27 protein-coding genes are annotated in these 25019 nt (G+C 67.0%); 13 read left to right on the plus strand and 14 right to left on the minus strand.

Annotated elements, in window-relative coordinates; all coding sequences use genetic code 11:
- Window positions 1-64: 64 nt before the first annotated feature.
- Window positions 65-1471: a J domain-containing protein gene (locus tag BM113_RS14710; RefSeq protein WP_089788812.1), complete on the plus strand. Its 1407-nt coding sequence runs from the start codon at window positions 65-67 to the stop codon at window positions 1469-1471.
- A gap of 16 nt (window positions 1472-1487) precedes the next feature.
- Here the strand turns inward: BM113_RS14710 and BM113_RS14715 are convergent, their stop codons facing one another.
- The 3 genes from BM113_RS14715 to BM113_RS14725 form a co-directional block, all read right to left on the minus strand.
- A complete protein-coding gene (locus BM113_RS14715) occupies window positions 1488-2126 on the minus strand; it encodes a uracil-DNA glycosylase family protein (RefSeq protein ID WP_089788813.1) in 639 nt (212 codons plus the stop codon).
- Window positions 2127-2192: 66 nt separating this feature from the next.
- Window positions 2193-2909 (minus strand): helix-turn-helix domain-containing protein, encoded by a 717-nt coding sequence (locus BM113_RS14720; protein ID WP_089788814.1) that lies wholly within the window; start codon window positions 2907-2909, stop codon window positions 2193-2195.
- A 190-nt stretch (window positions 2910-3099) separates the two neighbouring features.
- Window positions 3100-3495, minus strand: a complete 396-nt coding sequence (locus BM113_RS14725; protein ID WP_089788815.1) for a CopG family ribbon-helix-helix protein — start codon at window positions 3493-3495, stop codon at window positions 3100-3102.
- Window positions 3496-3593: 98 nt separating this feature from the next.
- Between BM113_RS14725 and BM113_RS14730 the strand changes: the two genes are divergently transcribed.
- On the plus strand, window positions 3594-4085 hold the full coding sequence (locus BM113_RS14730; RefSeq protein ID WP_089788816.1) for a metal-dependent hydrolase: 492 nt from the start codon (window positions 3594-3596) through the stop codon (window positions 4083-4085).
- Between the two features lie 24 nt (window positions 4086-4109).
- Here BM113_RS14730 and BM113_RS14735 read toward each other — a convergent pair whose 3' ends face one another.
- Window positions 4110-4973 carry a COX15/CtaA family protein gene (locus BM113_RS14735; protein ID WP_245758067.1) on the minus strand — a complete coding sequence of 288 codons (864 nt, stop codon included), beginning with the start codon at window positions 4971-4973 and terminating at the stop codon, window positions 4110-4112.
- A gap of 226 nt (window positions 4974-5199) precedes the next feature.
- Here BM113_RS14735 and BM113_RS14740 point away from each other — a divergent pair, with 226 nt between their 5' ends.
- Window positions 5200-6429 carry a M24 family metallopeptidase gene (locus BM113_RS14740; RefSeq protein WP_089788817.1) on the plus strand — a complete coding sequence of 410 codons (1230 nt, stop codon included), beginning with the start codon at window positions 5200-5202 and terminating at the stop codon, window positions 6427-6429.
- Between the two features lies 1 nt (window position 6430).
- Here the strand turns inward: BM113_RS14740 and BM113_RS14745 are convergent, their stop codons facing one another.
- Window positions 6431-7162 (minus strand): helix-turn-helix domain-containing protein, encoded by a 732-nt coding sequence (locus BM113_RS14745; protein WP_089788818.1) that lies wholly within the window; start codon window positions 7160-7162, stop codon window positions 6431-6433.
- 143 nt (window positions 7163-7305) lie between these two features.
- Here BM113_RS14745 and BM113_RS14750 point away from each other — a divergent pair, with 143 nt between their 5' ends.
- Both BM113_RS14750 and BM113_RS14755 read left to right on the plus strand, forming a co-directional pair.
- Window positions 7306-9783: a DNA topoisomerase VI subunit B gene (locus BM113_RS14750; protein WP_089788819.1), complete on the plus strand. Its 2478-nt coding sequence runs from the start codon at window positions 7306-7308 to the stop codon at window positions 9781-9783.
- Window positions 9780-10871 (plus strand): DNA topoisomerase IV subunit A, encoded by a 1092-nt coding sequence (locus BM113_RS14755; RefSeq protein WP_089788820.1) that lies wholly within the window; start codon window positions 9780-9782, stop codon window positions 10869-10871. Before BM113_RS14750 ends, BM113_RS14755 begins: the two co-directional genes overlap by 4 nt.
- A gap of 165 nt (window positions 10872-11036) precedes the next feature.
- Here BM113_RS14755 and BM113_RS14760 read toward each other — a convergent pair whose 3' ends face one another.
- Together BM113_RS14760 and BM113_RS14765 are read right to left on the minus strand one after the other, a co-directional pair.
- Window positions 11037-12383, minus strand: coding sequence for an Nramp family divalent metal transporter (locus BM113_RS14760; protein WP_089788821.1), 1347 nt, complete (start codon window positions 12381-12383; stop codon window positions 11037-11039).
- A gap of 186 nt (window positions 12384-12569) precedes the next feature.
- Window positions 12570-13277: an MBL fold metallo-hydrolase gene (locus BM113_RS14765; RefSeq protein ID WP_089788822.1), complete on the minus strand. Its 708-nt coding sequence runs from the start codon at window positions 13275-13277 to the stop codon at window positions 12570-12572.
- A 240-nt stretch (window positions 13278-13517) separates the two neighbouring features.
- Between BM113_RS14765 and BM113_RS14770 the strand changes: the two genes are divergently transcribed.
- From BM113_RS14770 to BM113_RS14780, 3 genes are all read left to right on the plus strand, one after another.
- Window positions 13518-14495 (plus strand): transcription initiation factor IIB, encoded by a 978-nt coding sequence (locus BM113_RS14770; protein ID WP_089788823.1) that lies wholly within the window; start codon window positions 13518-13520, stop codon window positions 14493-14495.
- Window positions 14496-14620: 125 nt separating this feature from the next.
- Complete coding sequence (locus tag BM113_RS14775; RefSeq protein ID WP_029601642.1) at window positions 14621-14800, plus strand: DUF7836 family putative zinc-binding protein; 180 nt, start codon at window positions 14621-14623, stop codon at window positions 14798-14800.
- A gap of 361 nt (window positions 14801-15161) precedes the next feature.
- Window positions 15162-15398: a UPF0058 family protein gene (locus tag BM113_RS14780; RefSeq protein WP_007141708.1), complete on the plus strand. Its 237-nt coding sequence runs from the start codon at window positions 15162-15164 to the stop codon at window positions 15396-15398.
- A 297-nt stretch (window positions 15399-15695) separates the two neighbouring features.
- Here the strand turns inward: BM113_RS14780 and BM113_RS14785 are convergent, their stop codons facing one another.
- Entirely contained in the window at window positions 15696-16202 is a 507-nt protein-coding gene (locus BM113_RS14785; RefSeq protein WP_089788824.1) for a DUF555 domain-containing protein, read from the minus strand.
- 206 nt (window positions 16203-16408) lie between these two features.
- Here BM113_RS14785 and BM113_RS14790 point away from each other — a divergent pair, with 206 nt between their 5' ends.
- Window positions 16409-17314 (plus strand): DNA-3-methyladenine glycosylase family protein, encoded by a 906-nt coding sequence (locus tag BM113_RS14790; RefSeq protein WP_089788825.1) that lies wholly within the window; start codon window positions 16409-16411, stop codon window positions 17312-17314.
- An 11-nt stretch (window positions 17315-17325) separates the two neighbouring features.
- Here the strand turns inward: BM113_RS14790 and BM113_RS14795 are convergent, their stop codons facing one another.
- Complete coding sequence (locus BM113_RS14795; protein WP_089788826.1) at window positions 17326-17574, minus strand: hypothetical protein; 249 nt, start codon at window positions 17572-17574, stop codon at window positions 17326-17328.
- Window positions 17574-18614, minus strand: coding sequence for an MBL fold metallo-hydrolase (locus BM113_RS14800; RefSeq protein ID WP_089788827.1), 1041 nt, complete (start codon window positions 18612-18614; stop codon window positions 17574-17576). Before BM113_RS14800 ends, BM113_RS14795 begins: the two co-directional genes overlap by 1 nt.
- A 104-nt stretch (window positions 18615-18718) precedes the next feature.
- On the opposite strand from BM113_RS14800, the gene BM113_RS14805 reads away from it, so the two are divergent.
- Window positions 18719-18997, plus strand: coding sequence for an acylphosphatase (locus BM113_RS14805; protein ID WP_089788828.1), 279 nt, complete (start codon window positions 18719-18721; stop codon window positions 18995-18997).
- Here BM113_RS14805 and BM113_RS14810 read toward each other — a convergent pair.
- Window positions 18994-19509 (minus strand): hypothetical protein, encoded by a 516-nt coding sequence (locus tag BM113_RS14810; protein ID WP_089788829.1) that lies wholly within the window; start codon window positions 19507-19509, stop codon window positions 18994-18996. The two genes, BM113_RS14805 and BM113_RS14810, sit on opposite strands and share 4 nt — an antisense overlap.
- Window positions 19510-19584: 75 nt before the next feature.
- On the opposite strand from BM113_RS14810, the gene BM113_RS14815 reads away from it, so the two are divergent.
- The 3 genes from BM113_RS14815 (at window position 19585) to BM113_RS14825 (ending at window position 22634) form a co-directional block, all read left to right on the plus strand.
- Window positions 19585-21063: an NAD(P)H-hydrate dehydratase gene (locus tag BM113_RS14815; protein ID WP_177209185.1), complete on the plus strand. Its 1479-nt coding sequence runs from the start codon at window positions 19585-19587 to the stop codon at window positions 21061-21063.
- A complete protein-coding gene (gene moaC, locus BM113_RS14820) occupies window positions 21056-21571 on the plus strand; it encodes a cyclic pyranopterin monophosphate synthase MoaC (RefSeq protein ID WP_177209182.1) in 516 nt (171 codons plus the stop codon). The genes BM113_RS14815 and moaC overlap by 8 nt, the downstream gene beginning before the upstream one ends.
- An 82-nt stretch (window positions 21572-21653) precedes the next feature.
- Window positions 21654-22634: a DUF7351 domain-containing protein gene (locus BM113_RS14825; RefSeq protein WP_089788832.1), complete on the plus strand. Its 981-nt coding sequence runs from the start codon at window positions 21654-21656 to the stop codon at window positions 22632-22634.
- Between the two features lie 6 nt (window positions 22635-22640).
- Here BM113_RS14825 and BM113_RS14830 read toward each other — a convergent pair whose 3' ends face one another.
- From BM113_RS14830 to BM113_RS14840, 3 genes are all read right to left on the minus strand, one after another.
- Window positions 22641-23411, minus strand: coding sequence for an archaeal proteasome endopeptidase complex subunit alpha (locus BM113_RS14830; protein WP_089788833.1), 771 nt, complete (start codon window positions 23409-23411; stop codon window positions 22641-22643).
- A 1-nt stretch (window position 23412) separates the two neighbouring features.
- Window positions 23413-24153: an Ntn hydrolase family protein gene (locus BM113_RS14835; protein WP_177209183.1), complete on the minus strand. Its 741-nt coding sequence runs from the start codon at window positions 24151-24153 to the stop codon at window positions 23413-23415.
- Window positions 24154-24265: 112 nt separating this feature from the next.
- Complete coding sequence (locus tag BM113_RS14840; RefSeq protein ID WP_089788834.1) at window positions 24266-25009, minus strand: beta-ketoacyl-ACP reductase; 744 nt, start codon at window positions 25007-25009, stop codon at window positions 24266-24268.
- Window positions 25010-25019 lie beyond the last annotated feature (10 nt).

Genomic DNA, 25019 nt, shown 5'->3' on the forward strand with positions numbered 1-25019 from the left:
ACATTGAAATTATAACCCTCCGTTGGTAACGATTCGCCAGACGGATCCGTCCCCGGACTTTCACATGACAGACGACTTCTACGACCTTCTCGAGATTCCCTCCGACGCCTCCCAGGACGAGATCAAGGAGGCCTACCGCGAGAAGGTCCGGGTTTATCACCCCGACGTGAACGACGACGACCGCGCTCGAGCGCAGTTCACGGCGGTCAAGAAAGCCTACGACATCCTCGGCGATCCGGTCGAGCGCCAGGCCTACGACCGGCTGGGCCACGAAAATTACGTCGCCAAACGAACCAGCGGCATCCCGTCGCCCGACGTCTGGAGCAGCGATAGCGGATCGGACGGGACCTCGAGTTCGACGACCTCGACGTCCAGTTCCGGATCGACGGCAGAGGCCTCGAGAACCGCCACCTCGAGTTCGTCGGGCGGCCGAACGAGAACGCAGTCGCGGACGGGGTCGCCCTCCGGAACTGGCTCGACGGGAGCCACGGGAGCGGGGACCTCGTCGACGTCTACGTCTTCGGGGTCCGGAACCGACTCGCGGAATACGTCGGCGGGTGACGGTGGCGCGACCGGGACGGCCGGAACGGAAACCGCGAGTGCGGCTGGAGCCGGGACCGGGGCCGGGACCGGGACCGGAAACGCGACCGCCACCAGCGACGGCGGAACGACGGCGAACGCCGCCGACGCGGGCGCCGCCGGGACGACGAGCGCCGGTACAGCGACGAACCGTTCTGGGACTTCAAAAACCACGACCGGTACCGGCATCGGCACCGACACGGACTCCGGCAACGCCGTCCTCTCGTGGTGGCGACGGCGGAACTTCTCGCTTCCCCTGATCTGGGCCTCCCTGCTGGTCTACCTGACCGGGATCGTCCAGTTCGGACTCGCGAACCAGGACGCTCTCGAGGCCGTCGTCGCCGACGCGACCGCCGTCGGCGCGGACCCGGGGGCCCTCTGGGCGTACCTCACGACCAGCCGACACGGCGTCGAGACGATGTCCGGGTTCGTCGTCGGCTTCGAACCCGTTTCGCCGCCGCTCGAGCCGCCAGGGTGGTACGCGGCGCTCGCCGGACTCGTCGGCGTCGCCGTCGTGATCGCCCTGGTCGACCGCGTCGTCAGGCGGGAGGACACCTGGGGAACGATCTCGATCGACGAGACGATCCTGCTCGCGCTCGCGCTCGGGGCGGCGGCGACGCTGGCCGGCGGGCCCGTCCTCGCCGGCGCGGTCCTCATGCCGTTCCTGTTTACCGTGATCGTCCACCGGACCAGGCTGGGGCCGGGCTGGAAGCCGTCGTACCTCTACGTCCTGCCGGTGCTCGCGCCGGCGACCGGCGTCGCCGTCGGCGCCGCGGGCGTCGTCGGCGAGGTCACGCTGGTCGTCGACCTGCTCGCGTACGTCGTGTTGCCGCTCGCTGGGGCGCTCGGCCTGCCGCTGCGCGCGACGATCAGGAAACACTTCGATCGCTGACCACCGCGTCGTCCGGTTAGCCGACCCGCGTCGCCACGCCTTTCGTCTGCCGATAATCGCTCTCGAGGATCGACTCGAGCGTCGAGACGATCGTCTCCCGGTCGCCGGCCGTCCACTCGTCGGGGTTCCGGATCGGGACGACCATGAAGCCGCGCCCGCGGAGTTCGCGGGCGTGGAGGTCGGCCATGTCCAGATCGTGGTCGAATCGCCGGCGCTGTGTCGTGTACGCCCGGAGGACGTGATCGGTCGCCGTCTCGCCGACGGGAAGCAGGATGTGCGCGTTGATCGCGCGCAACTCGGCGTCGAAGTACCGCTCGAGGTCGTCGTACTCCCGCTCGGTCGGCTCGTGGCCGTTGGGGAGACAGCACATGTGGAGGTAACTGCAGTAGAGGTTCTCACAGTCGGGATCGTCCGCCGGGCCGGTCACGAACTCGGCCTCGCGGAAGACGTCCTGAACGGCCCGTCCGGCGTCGGTCCCGGTGAACGGGACGCCGGTACGCTTCCCGCCGTGGACGCCCGGGTGGTCGCCGATGACGTGGAAGTCGCCGTTGGCGTCACCGTACCCGAAGACGGCGTCGCGTCCCTCCTCGGGAGCGCGGTCGCAGGGCGGGCGGAGACCGAACGGATTGCTCGTCCTGTCGGTGACGTTTTTCACGGGTATCGGGAGGAGGCCCCGACAAATAACGGGCGCGGTTGACGCCGACAGGGACGCCAGCCCGCGTCAGCCGTCGCGATCGGAGCGCGGCTGGGCATCGGTCCCGACGGCCGTTCGGCCGGTTCCGTCGGCTCGCTGGGAATCGACGAGCAACGTCGCGTTGATCAGGGCGGCGAGCCCGCGACGGAGCCGCTGGGAGACCGCCGAGTCGGAGATCTCGAGTTGCTCCGCGAGTTCGACGAGCGTCGTCTTCCGTGGAACCTCGAAGTACCCTGCCTCGTAGGCGGCGATCACGAGTTCGCGCTGGGCGCGGGTGAGACCGAACCGGAACTCGCTGTCGGGATCGACCGCCTCGTGGAGCTGGACCAACTCGAGGGAGACGTCGCCGTCGACGCAGTCCGTGTAGAACTGCGAAAGGTCCTCGTAGGCCGGAAACCGGAGTCGGAGCGTCCACCGGGAGGCGGTCCCGACCGCGCTGGTGACGATCGCGTCGCTCTCCCGGATGGCCGCGAGCACGCCGTTGACCCGCTGGTCCCACTCGATCTTTACGAGCACGCTGTCGTCGACCTCGTCGATCGGTGTCGCGTCGTCGACGTCGGTCGAGGCCTCGAGGGCCGCGAGTATCTCGTCGGCGGCCTCGTCGGGGACCCAGAGGTAGGGGACGACGCCGTCGCTCGTGGGGACCGTCGTCTCGACGGTTACCGTCGCGTCAGGTACGGGTTCGAGCAACGATCCCAGCGGAAACTCCGACGCGGGAATCGCGACTGTTGCGATGACGCTCATTTGCTACTCTCGATATCGGTCGCGTGGCTACCGACAATATCCTTTGTGATCGTTCGTTCTCGAGACGATACGGATCGTCGCCGTCCGCGCTCGCGCCGATACATGTCGAACCTGTCCAGTAAGATATCGGTGGAATCTGTAAGAAGCGACCGGTTAGATGTCGAAGGTATTTAAGTGGCCTCCGGGAGCGTCAGTACTCCTCGGAGCGCAACATCGTCACCGAGACCCGTCCGACGGCATCGAAGTCCTTCAGGCGGTAGACCAGCGACCTGATCCCCTCGGCCGCGCCGTGACAGAACACCGCCTCGAGACACCACTCGCCGTGATGGACGTGACAGGTCGTGTCGATCGCCGCCTGGAACTCGTGTTGGATCTCGTGGAGGTCCTCGATGATCTCGTCGTGGACGTAGTCGAAGACGACCGTCGCGGCGACGGTGCCCCGCGCCCGCTCTAGGGTGTGGTGGGATTCGACGTACTCCTGGATGGCCTCCCGGAGCGCCCGGGACCGGGAGTCCAGTCCCTCCGCTTTCCAGGTCCGGTCGAACTCGGCCAGCATCTCTTCGGGAACATTGAGACTCGTCCGCATACCCTCCCGTTCGCTCGCGGGCGAAAAAGGTTCGGCGGTCGAACGGCTCCGTCGCGGTGGATTTATGGGTCGGAACGGGGTCACTCGTACCGAGAGCGATGTACCAGGCTGGTCACTACGGCGCTGCCCTCCTCGCGTACGCCCCGCTCGGGATCGTCGTCGCGCTGGCTGGCTACCCCGGCGGCGCGCTCGTCGGCGGACTCCTCTGTGTGGGGCTGTCGACGCTGCCCGACGTCGATCACCGACTCCCACTGGTCGATCACCGTGGCCCGACCCACACCGTCGCCTTCGCCTTTCTCGTCGGGGCGGCCCTCGCCGCCGCCGCGGCGATCCTCGTCGAGTCGTCGTCCCCGCTCGTCGACGTCGGGTTCGTCGGGTTCGCCTTCGTCGTCGGCACGGTCTCGATCGGCTCGCACCTGCTCGCCGACGCGCTGACGCCGATGGGAGTTCGCCCCTTCTGGCCGTTCTCGGGGCGTCACTACTCGCTCGAGGCGACCCGTGCCGCGAATCCGGTCGCGAACTACGCGCTGCTTGGAGTCGGCGTCGCGGCGACGGCTGTGGCTTGCGGGGTCGTATTTCTGGTCGCCTGACACGAACGATCGCGACGCGGGTCGTCAGGCGCTCGAGGCGGAGCGGGTCAGGCCCAGTCCCGCGGCGAACGCGATTGCAAGAAGGGCCACGGCCGCGAGGTAGACCACGTCGAGGGTCGAACTGAAGTTCATCACCGCCTGCCGCCCGAGGTAGGCGACGGCGAACGCCAGGACGACCGAGACGGAGAAAAGCGGGACGACTCTCCGGTCCTCGAGTCGCCAGCGACCGACCATCGTGGCGACGATGGGGGACGCGAGCAGGGCGAGGGTCACGCCGTACTGGAGCAACTGAATCGTCGGGGTGTACTCCGTCACGACCCCGAGGTCGGTCGGGCTGAGTGCGACGTGCAGCGGCAACGCGACGAATCCGAGGGCGAGGGCGCCGGTGACGTGGCTCGCGGTCAGCGTCGACTGCCAGACGAGTACCGTCGCGACGACGAACAGACTGAAGATGAGGACGGCCGTCCAGAAGTGCAGCGACAGGATGTCCATCGTGTACTGGGTGACGGTCTCGCGGCCGAGCGTGACCTGAATCGGAGTCAGGAGCATCCCGAGGACGACGAGGGCGGTAACGCGCTTGTCGACGCTCGAGGACCGCCAGGCCGCAAGCGCGGAGCCGATGATCGCGAAGCCGGCGAACATGGCGACGAAGCGGTGGAACCACTCGTAGAAACTCGGCAGGTTCGCGGGCAGCAGGTTGAACGGTCCCGCGTCACACTGGGGCCAGTTGGCCTGGCAGGCCAGGCCCGAACCGGTCGCCTTCGCGGCGACGCCGAGCAGGATCGTCGCGGTGACGAGCGCCAGCGTTCCCGCGAGCAGGTGGGGGTACCCGAACCGATCGATCAGCGAGCGAGAGGTCCGACGCCGGAAGTGACTGTTGGACGGCACGGTCGTTCAGCCGGGGGTTAGGAGCGGGCATATTTAGGTTTCCCGTGTCATGTTCGGTCGGTGGGAGTCGTCCCCGCCAGAGGGTTCCGGTTCGGAAACTCGCGACCGTCCCACCGACCGGCCAGTGGATCATTTCGACCGGCGACGGCGACGGAGCCGGCGTGGGCGAGAACGTGCCGGAACGGCGTTCGCCGCATTCAAGATAACCCCTGCCCCAGCACCCGCCATGGAGAAACGCGAGCGACTCGAGGCCTACCTCGAGGCGGAGGGGCTCGACGCCGTCTGGTTCGCCCGGCCGAACAGTTTTGCCTGGCTGACCGGCGGCTCGAACGTGGTCGACCGCGAGGGCGACACCGGCATCGCGGCGATCGGATACGAACGGGACGGGTCGACGCTGCGGCTCGTGACCAACAACGTCGAAGCCGACCGGCTCGTCGCCGAGGAGCTGCCGGACTTGGAGCCCGACGAGGTCGTCGTCGAGCGCGATCCCTGGTACGAATCGTCGCTACCCGAGCAGATCGCCGCCCGCGTCGACGAGGACGAAAGCGTCGCCACGGACGTCGAGTTGCCCGGCCGCGAGACCGTGACCGTCGACGCGAGTCGGCTTCGACAGCCGCTGACCGAGGCCGACCTCGAGCGGTATCGAGCGCTCGGACGGGAGACCGCGAGAGCCGTCGAATCGGTCTGTCGGGAGCTCCAGTCCGGCGACACCGAACACGAGGTCGCGTCGGCGCTGCGGGTGGCGCTTTCGGCCCGCGGGATCGAGGCGCCGGTCGTACTGGTCGGCGGCGGGGAACGCGCCCGTCGGTACCGCCACTACACGCCGACGGAGGCGGAACTCGGCGACTACGCGCTCGTCTCGGTGACGGCCGAGCGGGCCGGTCTCCACGCGAGTTGTACCCGAACCGTGGCCTTCGACCCGCCGGCGTGGCTCGAGGAGCGCCACGAGGCCGCCGCCAGGGTCGAGGCGACGGCGCTGGCGGCGACGCAGATGGCCGCGACTTCCGGCGGGAGCGAGGCCGGCACCGACACGGACGTCGACGTCGACGCCGGCACCGGCGCCAGCGCCAGCGCGGGCACCGCCGGCGACGTATTCGCGGCGATCCAGGCCGCCTACGACGCCGTCGGCCACGACGGCGAGTGGGAACACCACCACCAGGGCGGGGCCGCCGGCTTCGACGGCCGCGAGTGGGTCGCCACGCCCGACCACGAGGCGCCCGTTACGGCGCCGATGGCGTACGCCTGGAATCCGACGGTACAGGGCGCAAAAAGCGAAGATACTGTGCTCGTGACCGACGAGCACGTCGAGGCGCTGACCGCGACCGGCGACTGGCCGACGACGACCGTCGAGGCGGTCGAACTCGAGCGCGTGGGCGGGATCGACGCCGGCGACGACGGTGAGGGTAGACTCGCTCTCGAAATCGAACGGCCAGGGATTCTGGACCTCGGGGACTGAGCTACCGGTCGCCGGCGGTGTCGTCGTCTGCTTCCGTTCCGTCTCCCGTGTCGGCGTCGTCACCGTTGCCGTCGCGGTCGCCGTCGCCGTCGCCGTCGTCCTCGCCCGCCAGCGGATCGGTCTCTTCGACGGTGATCGTGACGGGTTCGACGTCGTCCGCGAAGGCGGGTTCACCCGTGTCCGCGCCCGCGCCATCGCGCTCGCGGTCGAGGACTCTGTCCAGCGTGAAGATCGCGTTCAGTTCCTGCTGGACCTGGTCGACGACGCCGCCGACCAGTTCGCTGGGCTGGATCGCCGTGTACTCGTAGGGGTTGTTGCCGGCCCCCTGGCTCTCGCGTTTCTCGCGTGTGACGCGTTCCTCGTCGTGGAGTTCGGCGAGCGCCTCGCGGACGGTGCTCGGGTAGAGGCCGGTGCCTTTCGCGACCTCCTCGGAGGTGCTGCCCGGGTTCGCGAGCAGGAAGACGTAGATCTTCGCCCGCGTCTCGGTGTCGAGGATCCACGAGAGCAGGTCGACGATCCGCTGGTCGACCTCGTCCGCCGTAGTACGGATTCCGTCTTCGAGGTCCTCCTCGTCGAACTCGCCGTCGAACCCGTCATCGAACTCGTCGTCGAACCCGTCGCCGTCCTCGAGCGGGTCGCGGTTCGAGTCGTCGGTCGGATCGACGTCGCCCTCGCTTTCGCTCTCACCCTCGTCGTCGTCCACCCGGCGCTCGTCGGTGTCGTCCGGATTCATGTGTCCTCTCGTATAGGACGAAGTTTCGCGCGAGGTTAAACCTTTGTGAGGCGTCTACGAGGGATTCGCCGTCGTTCGATCGGCGTCTACTTTCACTCCGGTTGCACACACCTTTTAGCCTCCCCGTTAGTACAGGGAGAGTGATGACGTCGTTCCAGTCGACACTCGGTGAGGAACCGGGGATCGCCGAGGAGCTGGCGGAGAGCCAGCAGGCGATCTCTATCGCCGAGTTCTTCGAGAAGAACAAGCACATGCTCGGCTTCGACAGCGGCGCTCGAGGCCTCGTCACGGCCGTCAAGGAGGCCGTCGACAACGCCCTGGACGCCGCCGAGGAAGCCGGTATTCTCCCCGATATCTACGTCGAAATCCAGGAGGAGGGTGACTACTACCGGCTGATCGTCGAGGACAACGGCCCCGGGCTGACGAAGGAATCGCTGCCCAAGGTCTTCGGGAAACTGCTCTACGGTTCTCGTTTCCACGCGCGCGAACAGTCCCGCGGTCAGCAGGGGATCGGGATCTCCGCCGCCGTCCTCTACTCACAGCTGACCAGCGGCAAACCCGCGAAGATCACCAGCCGCACCGAGGGCTCGAGCGAGGCACAGTACTTCGAACTGATCGTCGACACCGACGACAACGAGCCCGAGATCAGCGTCGAGGAGACGACCACGTGGGACCGCCCGCACGGCACGCGCATCGAACTCGAGATGGAGGCGAACATGCGCGCCCGCCAGCAGCTTCACGACTACATCAAGCACACGGCGGTCGTCAACCCCCACGCGCGCCTCGAGCTGCGCGAGCCACAGGCCCACTTCAAATTCGAGCGCGCGACCGACCAGCTCCCCGAGGAGACCGAGGAGATCCGACCCCACCCCCACGGGGTCGAACTCGGGACCGTGATGAAGATGCTGACGGCGACAGACTCCCAGACGGTCTCGGGGTTCCTCCAGGAGGAGTTCACCCGCGTCGGGAAAAAGACCGCCGACTCGATCATCGACGCCTTCCGGGACCGCCACTACGGCCGGGAGATGCGCTGGCGCCCGCCCGCGGTCCACGAGGACGTCGACCTCCACGCCGCCGTCGAGGACGCGACGGCGAACAAGGGCGCGGACGCGACCGCCGCCTTCGCCGAGGCCATCGCCGAGGAGGTCGACGGCTACGACCGGATCGCCCACCACGAACTCCTCGAGGTCGTCGACGAGGCGGCCGAAGCGGTCGAGGACGATCACGGCACCACCTTCGGCGACACGGTCCGCGAGAACGCGGTCGCCGCGGTCTGGCGCGACCTCGTCGATGCAACGTCGGAGGATGAAGCCGCCGACGGCGACGGCGACGCAGGGGCGGACGAACCCGGGGAATCCCGACTCGTCGCCGACCTCTACGACCTCGCCGACGAGGCGACGAGCACGCGCAAAGACGACGAGGTCGTCCGCGCGTTCGCCGAACGGCTCGCCGGCAAGTTCGACGACGCCACCGAGGACGACGTTCGCCACCGGCTCACTCGAGACGACCTCGTGGCGTACGTCGACCGCGCCGCGGACCTCACCGAGGAGTACGACGACGTCGCCTTCGGCGACACGGCCCGCGAGAACGTCGTCGAGGCGATCTGGGACGTGATGGCGACCGTGCCCGACGACCCGCCGCTCGTGCGCGAACTCAACGGCGACCGCGACGCGACCAGCGACCTCGTCGACGGGATGCGCGCGACCGACATCATGGCGCCGCCGACGCGGTGTCTCTCGCCCATCTCCGCCGATCTGATCGAGGCCGGCCTCGAGAAGGAGTTCGACGCCGACTTCTACGCCTCCGCGACCCGCGACGCCGAGGTTTCGGGCGGCGACCCGTTCATCGTCGAGGCCGGCATCGCCTACGGCGGCGAACTCGAGTCGGAGGGCGGCGCGGACGTGATGCGGTTCGCGAACCGCGTCCCGCTTGTCTACCAGCGCGGCGCGTGTGCGACCACGGACGTGGTCAAGTCGATCGGCTGGCGCAACTACGGGCTCGACCAGCCCGGCGGCTCCGGCCTGCCGAAGGGGCCGGCCGTCATCATGGTCCACGTCGCCTCGACGAACGTCCCCTTCACCAGCGAATCGAAGGACGCCGTCGCGAACGTTCCCGAGATCGAGGACGAGATCGAACTCGCGATCCGCGAGGCGGCCCGCGAACTCAAGAGCTACCTCAACAAGCGACGGTCGATGCAGAAACGCCGGAAGAAACAGAACGTCCTCGGCAAGATCCTGCCCGAGATGGCCGAGAAGGTCGCCGAAGTGACCGGCCGCGAGGAACCCGACATCGACGACGCCATCGCGCGTATCATGAACAACGTGCTCGTCGAGCGCCAGGTCGAGGAGAACGGCGACTCGAAGGCCGTCTCCGTCGTCGTCGAGAACAACTCCGGAACGAACGAGAGCCTCGAGATCACGGACATCGTCTCGGCCGAACCGACCGACCTCTCGGACGGCGCGACGGTCGTCGAGATGGACGGCGAGTGGTTCGTCAAGTGGGAGCCCGAGGTCTCGAGCGACGACGAGGCGACCCTGGAGTACGAGGTGCCCGACGGCGCGAGCTGTGATCTCGACGTGAAGGGTGTCGAAAGCGAGAAACTCACGGTGAACGAACAATGAGCGCGGACAACGAGCAAGAAGCCAGAGAACAGTTGATCGATCTCGCGGCGCAGTTCTACGACCAGTTCGAACTGGGCGAGATCCCTCACATGTCCGTGCCGACGCGGACGAAGAACAACATCGAGTACGACGAGGAGAAGGACGTCTGGGTCTACGGCGACCGGGAGTCGACCCGTTCGGCGAACTCCGTCCGCGGCGCACGGAAGCTGTTGAAGGCCGTGTACACGATCGAGTTCCTCGCCGACCAGCTCGACGAAGGCCGGTCGTCGACCCTGCGTGAACTCTACTACCTCTCGGAGAGCTGGGACAACGAGGAGGCCCAGTTCTCGGATCAGGACGAGTCGAACCAGCTCGTCGAGGACTTAGAGATCGTGTCGGGCGCGACCCGCGAGGACTTCCACATGCGCCCCGAGGAGTCGGGTGCGACGATCATGGGTCCGCTGCACCTGCGCGAGCAGACTCGCCGGGGGGAACGCGAGATCCACTGCCAGAAGGACGTCGGCGAGGGCGGCTACCAGATCCCGAACAACCCGGATACGATCGAGTTCCTCGACTGTGACGCCGACTTCATCCTCGCCGTCGAGACCGGTGGGATGCGCGACCGGCTCGTCGAGAACGGGTTCGACGACGAGTACAACGCCCTGATCGTCCACCTCAAGGGCCAGCCCGCACGGGCGACCCGCCGCATCACCAAGCGACTCCACGACGAACTCGATCTCCCCGTGACGGTCTTTACGGACGGTGACCCGTGGTCGTACCGGATCTACGGCTCCGTCGCCTACGGGTCGATCAAGTCGGCCCACCTCTCAGAGTACCTGGCGACGCCCGAGGCCCAGTTCATCGGTATCCAGCCGGCCGACATCGTCGAGTACGAACTGCCGACCGACCCGCTCTCGGACTCGGACGTCAACGCCTTAGAGAGCGAACTCGAGGACCCACGCTTCCAGACCGACTACTGGGAGGAACAGATCGAACTCCAACTCGAGATCGAGAAGAAGTCCGAACAGCAGTCGCTGGCGTCCCACGGCCTGGACTTCGTGACGGAGACGTACCTGCCGGAGCGACTCGACGAGATGGGCGTCCTGTGAACCGCCTCGGGGTCAAGTGGTTCGAGAGACTTCCTCTCTCGTCATCACGGAAGACGAAGTCTTCCGTACGACTCCGAGGCACTCGGCCTGTTCCGTCTGTAGACGGGAACGGGACGTCACCGGTTTTCGACGGGATCGAAAGCGGAGAATCGGGTTTCGGATCCGCTACAGGTAGCCGAACTCGTGGGCTGCGCCCATGAGGCCGAACAAAAGCACCAGGGCCAGGCCGACGCTGTAGTAGGCGATCCACTTGCGGGAGGGCTGGAACGGTTCGGGCAGATGCTCCCTGACGACGTACCAGTTCGCGGGGTAGAACAGGATTTCGGTGACCGCAAGCAGTGCGGAGATCCAGATCAGGAACGTCACCGGTACGGTCCCGACGGTGAGGACGACGCCGCAACTGACCGCGACGATACCGACGACGACCAACTTCCGGATCGGTTCGCTGTCCAGGTCCTCGCGCTCGAGCGCCATCGGGAGGACGTCGGCAGTCGCACGCGACGCGCCGTCGAGCAGCGTGATGACCGTCGAGTAGAGCGCGGCGAACGCACCGAGGACCATCGCGTAGTAGGACCACTCGCCGAAGGACTCGCTTAGAATGTCACCGATCGCGACCGCGAGGTTCGCGTCTTCGGGTGGGTTGGGGTAGAGGACGTTCGACGCCAGGAGCACCATCGCGACGATGAGTACGAAACTGAATACGTAGCCGATGTTGAAGTCACGCCGTCCGGTTCGAATCCAGGCACGGATGTAATCGTGATGCCGCTCGTCGTCCGGATCGAGGCCCCGTTCCCGGAGTTCGCCCGCCCCTTCCCCCTTGGCCATGCTCCAGCTACCGATGAGGACGCTCGTGCTGAATCCGGTCGGGGCGAACCCGGCTGCGGCGGCGAAGAGGCCGACGAACAGCGGCCCGGTGAGGTCCGGGGCGGTAAACGTCGTCTCGACGACGACCTCGCCCGAGGGTGGGCCGACCAGGACGCCCACCAGGACGAGCACACCGAGCGCGATCGTAAACCCCATTAAAAGTTTCTCGAGGAGGCTGTACCGTGCGAATAGTACGAGCGCACCCGCGAGGCCGACGCAGGCGACGAACGCCTGCGGGAACGAAAGCGGGGTCAGGGCCTCGACGAAGGCCGCGGTGCTCATCCCGACGGCGGCCGTGATCCCGGTGTAAGCGACCGTAAAGACTGCGACGGTGAACCACTGCATCCAGTTTTTGGGGCCAGGGATGTCGCCGTACGCCTCGACGGGGTTCCCGCCGACCCCGTAGTTGTAGCGGATCCCGAGTTCCCAGCCGCCGTACTTCGCGAGGTAGATGATGGCGAACACCCAGATCGCGAAGAGGCCGAACGTCCCTCCGAGCGTCGGTGCGAGGACGATGTGACTCCCGCCGATGCCGATCAGCGCCCAGAGCATCGACGGCCCGAAGTGGTTCTTGAAGAAACCGGCCCACTCCGAGGACGGGTAGGTGAGATCCGGTTCGTCGGTCGTCTCAGTGGACACGCCGCTCACCCGTCTCGGCGCTCGTGTCCGTGGTGGACGTTCCGATAGCCGACGCCTGCCCTGCGCTCTGTGACAACGCGTTACGCTTTGTACGAATGTTGGAATACCGCATGGGTTCTATGCGGTAATTTGTGACACGTTACTTATATCCGCGGATTTGCCCTCGAGTGTACAGGTGTGTTCATCACTCCCTGCTCAGGGGGTGTCGAGAACGACCGGGACGCCGCGCTTCGCGAGGTCGAGGACGAACGCCTCCTCGTCGGCCTCGGTCTCGGCGTCGGTGTCGTAGTGGACCGGTACCACGAGGTCCGGTTCGACGCGCTCGGCGAAGTCCGCCGCTTCGTGGCGATCCATTGTGACCGTGCCGCCGATCGGCGGGAGCAGGAGGTCGGCGGCCACCTCATCGTGGAACGGCAGAACGTCGGTGTCGCCTGGCCAGAACGCCGTGACGCCGTCGACCGTGACGCCGAAGCCACATCCTTCACCCTCCGGGTGGTACGGCGTCCCCTCGTCGTCGGTGTGGGGGCCCGCCGGATCGTTGTACGCCGGCGTCGTGTACAGGTCGAGCGGGCCCAGGACGAACGATTCGTCCGCGCGGACGCGTTCGACGTCGTACGGGAGGCGTTCGGGTTGGGTCTCGACCCCGTCGATCGCCGCCGCGTCGACGGACTCGTGGACGACGACGATCGCGTCCTCGTGTGCGACTCGACGGATCGAGTCGGGATCGTAGTGGTGCCCGTGCGAGACCAGGATCAGGTCGCCGTCCCGGGGCTCTTGTCCCTCGAGCACGCCGTACCGTTCCGGACCTGGATCGATGTAGATGACAGCGCCGGTCCGTCCCTCGAGACGGACGGCCGCGTGGCCGAACCAGTCGACTGTTACTGCGCCGAAGCGAACGCTCATGGAGGTCGGTTCTACCGAGGTTCCGAAAAGCGTTGGCTTCGCTGCGACCGGACTCGCGGCCCAGGGATCGTCAATGATTAATAGACATATAACCGGAACATATATAATAGCAATCCCGGTTGTTTTATAAAGAAGGCGAAAGCTTTATATGCGTTACGGCCTTACCCTATGTTAGCCGAGGCGACCGGGTTTCTTCTGGTTACCCCACCCGGGAGCCCCGAGTAACCGACCCAATACATCATGACGAACATCCGAACCTATACCAACGAACGAGAGAAGGAGAGTGAGGAAACGGAACGGCAGGAGCGAGCCGAGGAGCAAGAGCACTGCCCCGAGTGTGGCGGCCGCCTCGTATCGGACGCCGAGCACGCCGAAACGGTCTGTGCGGACTGTGGGCTCGTCGTCGAAGAGGACGAGATCGACCGTGGCCCCGAATGGCGCGCGTTCGACGCCGCCGAGAAGGACGAGAAGAGCCGCGTCGGCGCCCCGACGACGAACATGATGCACGACCAGGGCCTGTCGACGAACATCGGCTGGCAGGACAAAGACGCCTACGGGAAGGCCCTCTCGAGCCGCCAGCGCCAGAAGATGCAGCGCCTGCGCACCTGGAACGAGCGGTTCCGAACCCGCGACTCGAAGGAGCGCAACCTCAAGCAGGCACTCGGCGAGATCGACCGCATGGCCTCGGCGCTCGGCCTCCCGGAGAACGTCCGCGAGACCGCGTCGGTGATCTACCGCCGCGCCCTCGAGGAGGACCTCCTGCCGGGCCGTTCGATCGAGGGCGTCGCGACGGCGTCGCTGTACGCCGCCGCCCGCCAGGCCGGCACCCCGCGCAGCCTCGACGAGATCTCGGCGGTCAGCCGCGTCGACAAGATGGAACTGACCCGGACGTACCGCTACGTCATCCGGGAACTCGGCCTCGAGGTTCAGCCGGCCGACCCCGAGAGCTACGTACCGCGGTTCGTCAGCGATCTCGACCTCTCGGACGAGACCGAGCGCATGGCCCGCGAACTCCTCGACTCGGCCCGCAAGGAGGGCGTCCACAGCGGCAAGTCGCCCGTCGGCCTCGCGGCCGCCGGCGTCTACGCTGCCGCCCTGCTGACCAACGAGAAGGTCACCCAGAACGAGGTCAGCGAAGTCGCCAGCATCTCGGAAGTGACCATCCGCAACCGATACAAGGAGCTTCTCGAGGCCTCGGACACGGCCGCCCCGGCCTAAGGGGGAGACGTCGGTTCGGTGCCGTTGTAGTCGGGTCGATGCGGTGACGTCGGAGTTGTAGGATGCGATTTTCCCTGCGTACGAGTGCGACAAAGTTTTTCACGCCTGGTGTGTAACTCCATAACATGGATGAAACGACAGTGCAACTGTTGTGTCCGGAATGTGCGAAAGATTGGCAGACCGCGCCCGGCGAACTTCCGGAGTCCACGGCGATGTTTCACTGCCCGAACTGTCACGCATCTCGGCGGATGGCCGAGTTCATGCGGACCGATCGTGACCTCCAGACGCTGAAGCAACTCGGTTGACTTCTTTTCCAGTGCGATTTTGACGCCTGAAACCGGGGTCGAGCATACTCGAACGCCGACCGAAGGGCGCGGCCTACGGGCGCCGGCAAAGTAACCGCTTCGATTCGAATGCCTCGAGGGGTGGCCCGGCTTCGCTCGTCCGAGCCCGGGGAAACACTGGACTTCCGACCGGAAGGGAACGATAAATCGATCCTTACCCTACCGTTGGTCGAGTATAGCCGTTTCTTCCACGAGTTTCGATTCGTTAGAGACCCTCTTCGAAGGGTTAGCGAAAACGATAGTCTCGACCGCTCATACGGGTCGTATGGTAACGCGACTCAAGATAATAATATAACCCTGCAGTGGATAGGAGAGCATGGTTATGAAGAAGCAGGAACTCATCCACCTTCACGGTCTTCTCGCCGAAGTATCCAACCAGTGTGCAGAGTGGGAGGACTGTGAGATCGACCTCGACGAGTACGAATCCCTCGGTATTCGACCGACATCGATTCACAAATCGAAGACTGACCACAAAGCTGCTGTTTTCGCCCTCGCCAGCGGAATCACGACCAACATGCGCGAGGACGAACAGGAAGCCGTCGCCGCTACTGCCGACTGAGTATCCCGACGTATCCTGCGGTCCTAACAAACCCATAACTGGCGAGACTGTCACCGCTGTTTCGCTCTCTACTACTGGTTGAAAACGAAACGTCCGATAGTGCACCCGGTAACCAGTTGTTATTTCGTCGGGTCTCGATGGTGGGGGCACCACTGCACTGTCAACAGGGAAATCACCCGACGCGAATCCTTCGGCGAGACGGGGAGTCCGCTGCAGGAGAAGGCGGTCCGAAGGTCGCGGGTATCGGTCGTCGCTCTCGTGTCGACGAGTCGATGCTCGAGTCCCGGAGACGGCCGGTTATTCGACCAGGTCTTCGAACTCCGGGAGGACTTCGTCGTCTTCCTCGTCCGCATTACCGGCGTCGTCGGCCTCGTCGGATCCCCCGGACTCCGACTCCTCGTCCTCGGTTTCGGACTCCGGTTCCGCTTCGGTTTCAGTTTCAGTTTCCGTTTCGTCTTCGATTTCTTCCTCTTCCAGTACCTCGACTTCCGTGACCTCGAGTGGAATGTTCTCGAGCCGTTGGCCGATCTCCTTGCGTGCGATGCGCGAGGCGTGTTCCTCGCGCTCGACGTTGAAGACGGTCATCTCGAGCTCGAGTGCGACCAGTGCCTCGTCGGCCGCGATGAACGCGGGCGGCAGTTCCTCCCCGGATGGGGAGGTCCGTTCGCCCATGTTGATCTCGACGTAGTTCAAGTCAGGGTTCAACATCTCTCCCGTCTTCGAGATGGCGATGCGAATCGCCTCGTCTTCCGTCTCAACGTCGAATACCGGCACGGCAGCTTCGACGACAACCCTGCAGTTCATACCTAGACATTGTGTCGCCTACAGTATCAAGGTTCGCCTCGACCCCCCATTTTCGTGGGCGAGGCGGGCATCAGCCTCGAGCGTGTCTCCGACTTCCCATCCCCGTCTCCCATTTTCGACCCCACTGTGAGCGGGCGAAACCGCGCTCGACCCGCTTTCGCTCGGCTTCGAAAGGTCCAAGCCGCCGCCCTCGAAGCACCCCACGAATGGAAACCGGAACGATCCCGCTTGCGGACCTCTCCGGCGGCCTCGATCTCTACCTGACGCTCGAGAGCGGACAGAGCTACCTCTGGCGGCGCGAAGACGGCGGAATGTACGCCGGGGAGCGGCCCGGCGACGCCTGGTACTACACCGTCGTCGACGACGCCTCGAGCGGGTCGGAGCCGGACGTGATCCGCGTCCGAACCCGTGACGGTCGCCTCGAGTGGGAGTCGACGGCCGACGACGCCGAGGCGACCGTCCGCCGACTCCTGCGGCTCGACGACGACCTCGAGTCGATCGTCGCCGCCGCACCCGACGATCCGCTGCTGACCGACGCCTACGAGGCCCACCGCGGGTTGCGGCTGGTCGCCGATTCGGCCTTCGGCTGTCTGATCTCGTTTATTTGCTCGGCCCAGATGCGCGTGAGCCGCATCCACTCGATGGTGTCGGCGCTGGCCCGGGAGTACGGCGATCCGGTCGAGTTCGACGGCCGGACCTATCACGCGTTCCCGACGCCCGAACGGCTCGCGGCCGCGACCGAGGACGAACTCCGCGAGTTAGGCCTCGGCTACCGCGCGCCGTACGTCGTCCGTACGGCGGAGATGGTCGCCGAGGGCGAGGCCCACCCGGAGGACGCGCGCGACCTCGAGTACGAGGCGGCGCGGGACTACCTCGGCCGGTTCGTCGGCGTCGGCGACAAGGTGGCCGACTGCGTGCTTCTGTTCTCGCTCGGGTTCGACGAGGCCGTGCCGCTCGACACCTGGATCAGGTCGGCGATCGAGGACTACTACCCGGAGTGCGATCGGGGGTCCTACGCCGCCACGTCGCGGGCGATCCGCGAACGGTTCGGCGGCGAGTACGCGGGATACGCCCAGACGTACGTCTTCCATCACCTGCGAACCGGGGAGTGAGCGCCTGAGGATCAGTCCTCGTAGTCGGTACGACCCGTCAGTGCCCAGTAGGCCTGCGAGACGATCGTAACCGCGAAAACCACCGCGAGGACCGCGACGACAGCCAGCGCGGCGGTGCGCCCGAGGAGGTAGTACGCGAGCCCGCCGGCGAAGAGGACGAACAGGACCGATCCGAACGCGAGTTCGAACAGCTCGCGGACGGTCGCGCGGCTCGTCGAGAGGTCGACGAACTCGTCCTCGAGTCGGTCGAGAACACCCATCAGCGGAACTCCCCCAGCGTTCGCTGGTCGCGTTTCAGCGGCCGCGCCCGGTAGCCGTACTCGGTGGCGACTGTGTCCGCGAACTCCTCGGCGAATCCGTGGTGGGTGTAGACGACCTCGGGGTCGATCGCCTGCACCGTCTCGAGCAGTTCGTCGTAGTCGCAGTGGTCGGTCAGCGGGAAGGTCGCGTCGTAGCCGCCCCGGTACCGGAAGGAGTCGTCGACAGCCCAGCCGGAGAAGCCGGCCTCCAGGGCGTCCTCGCGGTCGGCCGCGGTCTCGACCCAGTCCGCTCGCGCCTGGTTCGAGGGGAGGACGACGATCTCGTCGGTCAGGTCCCGCAGGGAGTCGTACGGCCGGCCGGGAAAGGAGAGGTCGGTCGCGAACTCGATAGCGCGGTTGACCTCGCGGATCGACGCCGAGACGAGGATCTCACGGTCGCCGCCCCGTCCCTCGAGCGCCTCGCGGGCGAGCCACTGGAGCTTCTGGGCGCGACCCAGCGAGTAGCCGAAGAGAAAGAGCGGGCGGTCGTCGTTGTCCGCGAGCCAGTCCAGGATCTCGGCCTCGAGGGCGTCCTGTGGCGGGAACCGGTACGTCGGCCGTCCGTAGGTCGTCTCCATCACGAGCGCGTCGGCGTCGACGGCGTCGGGATCGAACCCCTCGAGGTAGCACCGGTCGCGGATCGAGAAGTCGCCCGTGTAGCAGTACCGCCGCGGTCCGTTCGCTGACTCGCGGCCGAGATCGACATCGAGGAGCGCCGCTCTCGAGCCGACGACGTGGCCCGCCGGGACGAGTTCGACCCCCGGCGCGGTCTCGACGAACTCGAAGCCGGTCCCCGTGCGCGCCTCCGCGATCGCCGCCGTTTCGGCCGAGCAGACGACGGCCTCGGGTGCCGATCGAAAGGTGTGGTCGGCGTGGGCGTGGCTGACGACGTTGACCGCGCCGACGGCGCTTCTGGCGTCGGCGACGACGCGACCCCGCTCCCCGCGGTCGAAGTGGATGCCGTCCCGGCGGCGGACGGTCCCAGTTCCGGTTCCGGTCACTGCTGGCGGTACGGACTCGAGGCACCTTGCGTTGTCGCCCGGTTCCGATCCGTAACGGGCGGGATTTTTGACACTCGCGGTCGATTCCCCGAACACGATACACGATGTCCGAACGCACCCGCGCGCACGTCTTCGTTTCGGGGACCGTACAGGGCGTCTACTACCGCGCGAACACTCGCGACACCGCCCGCGAGAAGGGCGTCGACGGCTGGGTGAAGAACCTCGCCGACGGCCGCGTGGAGGCGGTCTTCGAGGGGCCAGAGGAGGCCGTCGAGGGGATGGTCCAGTGGTGTCACACGGGCAGCCCCGCCGCGGAGGTCGAGGACGTCGAGGTCGAGTACGAGGAGCCACAGGGCGAGGACGGGTTCGAGATCCGGTACTAACCCTGGCTGCTCGCGTCGGCGACCGACTCCCGATACTCCTCGAGCCACGGCGGCTCCTCGGTGTAGTTCCACTCGGCCCACTCGGCCTTTTCGCCGGCGTAGTAGGCCCGGTAGGCCGCCACCGGATCGCCGGGCCGTTTGTACTCGTCGGGCATCGCCTGCGGCCGTGGCGTCGGCTCCTCGGCAGGGAATTCGATCTCGTCGGGCTCGATCCGCTCGATCACCCGCCAGCTCGCGTGGTCGTCGTCCTTCCCGTATCGCTCGACGAACTCCGCGTTGAGCGCCGCGGCGTGCTCGCGAAGCCGGAGCCAGTTGGCCCGCGACTCGGCGGCCCAGCGCGTCACCGGGTGGCCGACGTGGGTCGACCCGTAGAGGAACTCCGGGTCGTACCCGTGCTCGCGGGCCGCGGTACAGAGGACCTGGGCTGCCTCGAGCAGCATCTTGTTGACGTGCTGGTCGCAGTGGTACCGCGCGGCGAGCCGGGGTTCCTCGTCGAGCCAGAAGACGTTCACGCCGGCTCTAGCCGCTCCCGGGCCATGAGCGTATCGTCCGCAATCTTGAACGGCCGGCCGGTCGAACCCCCCTACATGATCACAGGCAGGCGGATGGCCGCCGTCGACGAGAACGCCGCGGCGCTTGGCGTGGCGCGCAAGCAGCTCATGGAGTCGAGCGGGAACGCGGTCGCTCGCGCGGTCCGGGACGTCGCCGAGCCGGGCGCGAGCGTGGCGATCGTCGCCGGACGCGGGAACAACGGCGGGGACGCGTTCGTCGCCGCCCGCTTCTTGGACGGTGCCGGTCTACGTCCGGAAGCAGGCCGAGACGCATCGCGTCTCGGGCGTGGGTACGACGTCACGACGCTGTTGCTCGGCCGCGCCGACAACATCGGGACCGGGATCGCCCGGGAGAACTGGGCGGCCCTCGAGCGGGCCGACTACGACGTCCGGGAGGTCCGGGACTCGAGCGGGTTCGACCTGCCCGAGGCCGACGTGATCGTCGACGCGATGCTCGGAACGGGGATCAGCGGCGACCTCCGGGAACCGGTCGCCACCGCCGCCGAGGCGATCAACGACGCCGACGCGACCGTCGTGGCCGTCGACGTCCCCACCGGGTTCGACGCCGACGGGGGCGACCACGCCGGGAACCGCGTCGAGGCGGACCGCGTGGTCACCTTCCACGACGCCAAACCCGGCCTCGAGGACCTCGCCGCCGAGGTGACGGTCGCGGACATCGGCATCCCCGCCGCGGCGGAGCGGTTCGTCGGCCCCGGCGACCTCTCGCTGGCTCGGCCGGACGGCCGCGACGGTCGCCCCTACGTCATCGGCGGGGGGCCGTACACGGGCGCACCCGCGCTCGCCGCCCAGGCAGCCCTGCGGGCCGGCGCCGAACTCTCCTTCGTCGCCGCACCCGAGTCGGTCGCCGGCGAGATCCAGGGCTACGCCGAGGACCTCATCGTCCAGCCCTACGAGGAGGACGTGCTCACGCCCGAGCGGGCCGAGGACCTCCTCGAGACGGCCCGACGGTACGACAACCCCGTCGTGCTCGGCCCCGGGCTCGGCACCGCCGACGAGACCCTCGAGGCCGCCGCGCGTTTCCTCGAGTCCTACGACGGCCGTGTGGTCGTCGACGCCGACGCGCTCGAGGTCGTTCCCGACGTCGAGACCGACGCCACGCTGGTCTGTACGCCCAACCGGGCCGAGCTCGCGCGGATGGGCGGACCGGACGCCGACGACCTCCGGGCGGTCGCCGACGAGATCGAGTCGTTCGCCGCGGACCTCGGCCACGTCCTCCTCGCGAAAGGGGCAGACGACGTGATCACGGACGGCGAGCGGACCCGGATCAGCCGCTCGGGGACGGTCGGCATGAAGGTCGGCGGCACCGGCGACACGCTCGCCGGAATCGTCGCCGCGCTGCTCGAGGAGGCGGACCCGCTCGAGGCCGCCGCGGCGGGAGCCCACGTCAACGGCCTCGCCGGGGAACGGCTCGCCGACGCCGACGGACGCGGGTTCCTCGCCTCCGAACTGCTCGGGGAGATTCCCGCGGTCCTGTGGGGTGGTGCGAATGTCTGAGGAGACCGACGCCGACGCCGACGACAACGCGGAGACGGGGGACCTCACCCACACGACCGACGACGGCGACGTCCAGATGGTCGACGTCGGGGACAAACCCGACAGCGAGCGCCGTGCCGTCGCGGCGGGCGAGATCCGCCTGCAGCCCTCGACGGTCGAAGCCATCCGCGAGGACGAGATCGGCAAGGGCGACGTGCTCGCGACCGCCCGGATCGGCGCCGTCCAGGCCGTCAAGCACACCTGGGAGACGATCCCCATGTGCCACCAGATCCCGATCACGAACGTCGACACCGACTTTTCACTGGGCGAGGACCGCGTCGAGTGCGAGATCGCCGTCGAGACGACCGGCAAGACCGGCTGCGAGATGGAAGCTCTCGAGGGCGTCACGACCGGGCTGAACGTCGTCTGGGACATGGTCAAGGCAGTCGAGAAGGACGAGGACGGACAGTACCCCGAGACGGGCATCGAGAACGTCCGGGTGCTCGAGAAGGAGAAACGGACGCCGTAGCCGCCGGCCTCGGCCCACGACGACCGCGGATTACGATCGTCAGTTTGAGAACTTACTTCTCCGTCCGTGACAAAGCGTCTCTATGGACGAGGTCGACGAGCCGTCGATCGGATCCCGGGACGGCGGGACGGACTCGAGTCCCTCGATCGCTCCGCCGGCCGCGGAACCGGCGGGGGCGGAACGCGTGTCCGACCCGAGCGACGCGTTCCAGGCCCTCGGCAACGAGATCCGGATGAGTATCCTGGATACGATGCTCGAGCGGACCGACGGCGACGGCCCGTCCCGGGTCTCGTTCTCGACGCTGTTCGAGGCATCGGACGTCGATACCTCCGCCGGGTTCGCCTACCACCTCGAGCAACTCGTCGGCCTCTACCTCCACCGACACGACGACGGCTACGAGCTAACCTACGCCGGCGAACGGATTGCAAGGACCATCGCGACGGGAACGTACACCCACCGCGTCGATCAACCGCCGGTCGAACTCGAGGGCCCCTGCCCGTTCTGTGATCGGCGGGACCTCGAGGCCCGGTCGGCCGACAACGTCGTGACGATTACCTGTGGCGACTGTGGCCGATCGCTGTTGCGACTCGGCGTCCCGCCTGCAGGCGCCGAGGCCCACGGCGACGAGTTCCCCGCCGCGTTCGACCGATATCATCGCCACCGACTCGGACTCGCCGCCGACGGGGTCTGTCCCGACTGTAGCGGCGACGTCTCCGGACGGCTCGTAACCCCGAGGGCCGCCGTCGCCGACGAACTCCCCACGGAGTACGCCGAGCACGTCCAGGTGGAGTTCTCGTGTCACAGTTGCGGCATCGAGTTGCGGTGTCCCGTGACGCTCGCCGTTCTCGATCATCCAGCCATCGTCTCCTTCTATCACGAACACGGTGAAGACGTCTCGGAGCGGCCGATCTGGAACGTCGGCCACGAGTGGGCCGAGACGATCCTCTCGGAGGAGCCACTCGCCGTTCGCGTCGTCGCCGAACTCGAGGGGGACGTGCTCGCGCTCTACGTCGACGAGCACGCATCGGTCGTCGACGTACAGCGTTCGTCGGCCGACGAGTGACGGTCGCTACGAGCCGATTTCGGCGAGGGCGTCCCCGATGCGGGCCGAGGAAAGCGCCTCGACGCCGTCGCGGGAGTCGATCGTTCGGACTTCCAGCGTTTCGGGTTCGAGGTCGTCACCGGTCGTCGCCTCGAGTCCCTCGAGTGCGGTCTCGATCGCCCACCGGCGTCCGCTCCCGTCCCGGTCCCGGTCTCGGTCTCGGTCCTCGTCCCCATCGGCGAACTGCGCTTCGAAGAACCGCCTGACGTCGTTTGCCCCGTCGCCGACCGCAGTCGCGTTCCAGCCGTACGGCGTTCCGCTCGGGTCGACCTCGAACAGCCGCGGTCGAGTTGCCCCACCAATGGGATCGGCCCCGCCGACCAGCAGCGCAGCCCCGTACGGCCGTGACCCGCCGTTCTGTGTGCGTTCCTGGACGTGATCGGCCAGCCGCTTCGCCAGCGTTTCGACGCCGATCTGTTCGTCGTATCGCAGCCGGTGGTGCTGGCTCGCCCGACGGGCGACGTCGACGAGCTGTCTGGCGTCGGCCGCGTGTCCCGCGGACGCGATTGCGAGCTGGTCGTCGACGGCGTGGACTTTCTCGACCGATGTCGGCTCGAGCAGCGGCGACCGGACGCGTTTTCGTGCCGCGAGGACAGTGCAGTCGTCGGCGACGACGCCGACGCTCGGCGCACCCCGGTCGACGGCCTCCCGTGCGTACTCGACCTGGTAGAGCCGGCCGTCCGGCGAGAAAATCGTGCTCCCGCGGTCGTAGGCTCCCTGGTGGGCGGTCGAGTCCATCTCAGGCCACCTCCTCGGTCGTCGCGGCGACCGCTGCGTTCGGGGTGTCGAACGTCTCGAGGTCGATGCCGTCGTCCGTGATCGTCGCGAGGGTCGCGCCGTCGCCGCTCGCAGTGTCCCGCTCGGTCGCGCTGTGGACCGCAACGGCCGCAGCTTCCCGGAGCGCCGACAGCGGGAGGTCGGGCTCGTAGGCGTCCTCGAGGTTGCCATAGGCCAGTTGCATCCCGCTTCCGCTCGCCGCGTAGTCCGCACGCATGACCCCGCCACCGCGACCGATCTGGTACAGCGACGGCTCGTCGTCGACGCCCGCGAGCACGAGCTCGAGCGCGCGGTATGGCCCCTGCTGAATCAGGTCGCCGGCGACCGTCGCTATCGTCTCGACCGACGCGGCCCGCTCGCCGCGCAGTTCGTACAGTCGTCGCTCGGACCGAAGCTGTCGGACGAACGTCTGGGCCTCGCCGACGCTGCCCGAGAACGTGAGGGCCGTCCGGTCGGCGACAGGCTCGATCTTTCGAGCCCGTTTGCTGGTTACGAAGCGACCACCCAGGCTCGCTCGCCTGTCGGCGGCGAGAACGACACCGTTCGGTCCGACGACGCCGACTGTCGTCGTGCCAGTTTCGACGATTCTACTCGAGTCGTCCGCCGTTCCTTCCCCGAGAGGGGCCTGAAACCCGTCAGTCGCAGGACTGATCGATTCCGGCTCGCGTCCGGGACGGAACCGATCGTCGGTTGTTCGTCGCATACACCGTACGAGCGGCCCCGCCGGATTAACTGTTAGCTAAAATATATTTTAGCTGCGGGTGCGTACGAACCCGGCTCGGCGCTGCTGTGAATCGGACCCGCAACGAGCGACCTTAGAGGTCCATCCCGCCGTTGACGTCGATCACTTCGCCCGTCACGTACGACGACTCCTCGCTCGCGAGGAACCGGACGACAGAGGCGATGTCCTCGACCTCCGCCAGCCGCTCGAGCGGAATCCCCGAGACGATCCGGTCGAGGACTTCGTCGGGGACGCTCTCGACCATGTCCGTCCGCGTGAACCCGGGTGCGACGCAGTTGGCCGTCGACCCGCCCTGGGCGAACTCGAGCGCGATCGTTCGCGTGAACCCGAACATGCCGCTCTTTGCGGTGGCGTAGTTCGCCTGCCCGAAGTTCCCCTGTTTGCCGACGACGCTCGAGATGTTGATCAGCCGGCCCTCCTCGGCGTTCCAGATGTCGTCGTAGAACTCCTGAGTGCAGTTGAACATCCCGCCGAGGTTGACGTCCATGACGCGATCCCACTCCTCGCGGCTCATCTCGGTAAACTGCTTGTCGGCCGTGATGCCCGCGTTGTTCACCAGCACGTCCGCCGGGCCGAACGCCTCGTGACAGATCTCGCGCAGCCGCTCGACGTCCTCGCGGTCCGAGACGTCGGCCTGGGCGGCGACCGCCGACCCGCCGGCAGTCTCGACGGCGTCGACCGCCTCCCGGGCCGCTTCCTCTGAGGACCGGTAGTTGATGACCACGCTCGCACCCTCGCTGCCGAGACGTTCCGCGATCCCCCGACCGATACCGCGCGCTGAGCCCGTTATGACGCAGGTTCGTCCCTCCATAGACATGTTCGGTGAC

The organism is Natronobacterium haloterrestre (assembly GCF_900112205.1).
Taxonomy (GTDB): domain Archaea; phylum Halobacteriota; class Halobacteria; order Halobacteriales; family Natrialbaceae; genus Natronobacterium; species Natronobacterium haloterrestre.